The organism is Corallococcus sp. CA049B (assembly GCF_003611685.1).
GTDB classification, from domain to species: Bacteria; Myxococcota; Myxococcia; order Myxococcales; family Myxococcaceae; genus Corallococcus; species Corallococcus coralloides.
Map to the genome: position 1 here is coordinate 1 of NZ_RAWC01000422.1, position 2,144 is coordinate 2,144.

The following is a 2,144-nucleotide window of genomic DNA, read 5'->3' on the forward strand; positions in this document are numbered from 1 at the left end:
TCCTCAGGCTGAAGAGCGTCGTCTGCTGCTTGGGGCGTCCACGCATCGCTGCCTCCGATGCGCGGAGGACACCACGCCCCGGTGCGGGCTGTCGATCCCTCGGAGGGGTTTCTCAACAGCCTGCTAGGTCGCGGCGAGCAGGACCACCGCAGGGGTTCTGCTCGTCAGCCCTAGATCAACCCCTCACGCGGCGGCGCGTGGGGTAGGCTGCGCCGAGCAGTTATAGGGAGAGTGCGATGGGTGACAAGGATTCGCCGAGCAGCGAAGAGAGTCTGCGAGAAGTGAGGCAGTACATTGCCGTGGAGTGGAAGAAGAACGGCAAGCCGCTCGTCAACTGCGTCGACCTATACATCAAACACGCGATGCCGGGCATCAACGCGGCGGTTCGTTCACAGGATGAACGCGACTCTATTGAGGCCATGCTTCGGCACGGTGTTGCGCAGAAAATGGCTGCTAGCATTCGGAGCATGTACGCCGCGCTACCAGCAGAAGTAGCGGCGCAGTGGGAGCGGCGGCTCGATGCGGAACTGAAGAATCTGGATAACTACGAACGCCACGCGGCGGATACGGTGAAGCACCGAGACACCATCGCCGAGTCGAGACGGAACCGTTGGACGGCACGCATCGCCATCATTGTTTCGTTTCTCTCGATGGCGGTCGCGCTCTACGCCGCGCTGAAGAAGTAGGCGCGCCGGCCCGATCCTGACCGGGAGCGGGCCGGCGGATGATGCGTCCCACGTGGAAGCACGTGGGGTAGGCCCACGCGACGTGAGCGCGGGCCAGGAGCGCACTACTGGCGGGGGCAGAGTTCGGCGACCCGGCCAATCACCTCGGCCTTCGGCAAGATGGCGTTGCTTTTGTCAGCCCCATTCTTGACGCCCAAGGCGATAGCGGCCATCTCCCGCTCGTCGTAATCATGCCGTGCCATGCCCTCGCCCTCGCCCAGGAGCATCCTGGGCTCGAAGGTGGCGCCGCTGCGAACCAGCGCGAATGCCTTCAGGTAGGTCTGGTACAGCGAGTCGTTGTCCATGGTGTCCCCCATGCCGGGCGCTCGTCGTGGGCGCCGTGGGCGGGGCCACCGTACGGCACCCGCTGGTGGCCCGCCAGACTCCCCAGATGGGGATGGACGCGGGCGGAGCTGACCCACTGGGATGTAGGGGCGCCCAAGGAACGTCAGTCCGAGCCGGTAGGGTGTCGGAGCGTCCCGGCACAACCGGGCGCGGTGGCTTCGGCCATCTCTACGAAAGGACACCCAGCCATGGAAGAGCAGGACATCTACGACATCTACCTCCGCGCCTTCATCGCAGGTCGGATGCAACTCCTGGTCAACGAGCGCAGGGATCTCGTTGACTACCAGGGGACCGATAATCAGGGAATCGTTCACGTCGCCCCATTCACCGGGCAGAAGCTCGCGGCCTTCGCCATGGGGCTCGCTGACGCTGGTGTAGACAAGGGCTTCCCGCGCGCGAAGAGCGCGCTCCGGGAGCAACTCTCCCGGCTGACCGGGTAGGCGAAGTGACGGATCGCCCGGCCCGCGAAACCTCCGGACCGGGCACCGTCTGCATACTTCAGCCCGCCGCCCTCAACAGGGCTCCTATCCGTCCTATACTTGGTTGACTACCATGGGCGGTACCTGGAGGGCAGGATGGAGGGCCTATGGGGTGCTGCTCGAGCAGTTGTATGCCCAGACCCGGGCCATTCCCTCCTTCAAGACCTGGGTCGACACGCCGAGGTTCGCCGCGATGGCCGACAACTGGGCGCTGCTGGCGGACGAAGGGGTGAAGTGCGCGACGGCGGTCGCCCTGCTACTCGCGCAGGCGGGAGTGCTGACGACACAGCCCGTCGTGGGACCGTGGTTTTCGTCGTCGCACATGTCCATGTCATTGCCGAAGGCGTTGCCGTAATCCCAGACGCCGTAGCAGGCGAGCTGGCCCTCCCCCAGGTTCAGGCTCGGGCGCGTGCTGCACCGCATCGCGTTCGAGAGCGGGTATTGCTCGACGTCGTAGGAGATGACCACGCGCCCATGGCCGCCCGTGCCACCCTGGGCGCCCATTCCAATCCCGGCGACGTAGTCCACGTCCTGCATGCCGCCCGCATTGCGGCCACTCCCGGCGAGGACGCTGCCATCGGGGGCATAGCTGGCC

The 2,144-nt window shown here is 65.5% G+C and carries 4 protein-coding genes; 2 read left to right on the forward strand and 2 right to left on the reverse strand.

The features are described 5' to 3' along the window. The first annotated feature begins 236 nt into the window (after positions 1-236). Positions 237-686: a hypothetical protein gene (locus tag D7W82_RS39350; RefSeq protein ID WP_120623144.1), complete on the forward strand. Its 450-nt coding sequence runs from the start codon at positions 237-239 to the stop codon at positions 684-686. 104 nt (positions 687-790) lie between these two features. Here D7W82_RS39350 and D7W82_RS39355 read toward each other — a convergent pair whose 3' ends face one another. Beyond that, positions 791-1,030, reverse strand: a complete 240-nt coding sequence (locus D7W82_RS39355; protein ID WP_147439779.1) for a hypothetical protein — start codon at positions 1,028-1,030, stop codon at positions 791-793. 228 nt (positions 1,031-1,258) lie between these two features. Between D7W82_RS39355 and D7W82_RS39360 the strand changes: the two genes are divergently transcribed. Then, a complete protein-coding gene (locus D7W82_RS39360) occupies positions 1,259-1,510 on the forward strand; it encodes a hypothetical protein (RefSeq protein ID WP_120623146.1) in 252 nt (83 codons plus the stop codon). 144 nt (positions 1,511-1,654) lie between these two features. Here the strand turns inward: D7W82_RS39360 and D7W82_RS40830 are convergent. Continuing rightward, positions 1,655-2,144, reverse strand: a 490-nt coding sequence (locus D7W82_RS40830; RefSeq protein WP_158617814.1) for a hypothetical protein, incomplete at its 5' end; no start/stop codon positions are given.

Coding starts and splice junctions, on each gene's coding strand:
- D7W82_RS39350 (WP_120623144.1), top strand. CDS start 237: ATGGGTGACAAGGATTCGCCGAGCAGCGAAGAGAGTCTGCGAGAAGTG.
- D7W82_RS39355 (WP_147439779.1), bottom strand. CDS start 1,030: ATGGACAACGACTCGCTGTACCAGACCTACCTGAAGGCATTCGCGCTG.
- D7W82_RS39360 (WP_120623146.1), top strand. CDS start 1,259: ATGGAAGAGCAGGACATCTACGACATCTACCTCCGCGCCTTCATCGCA.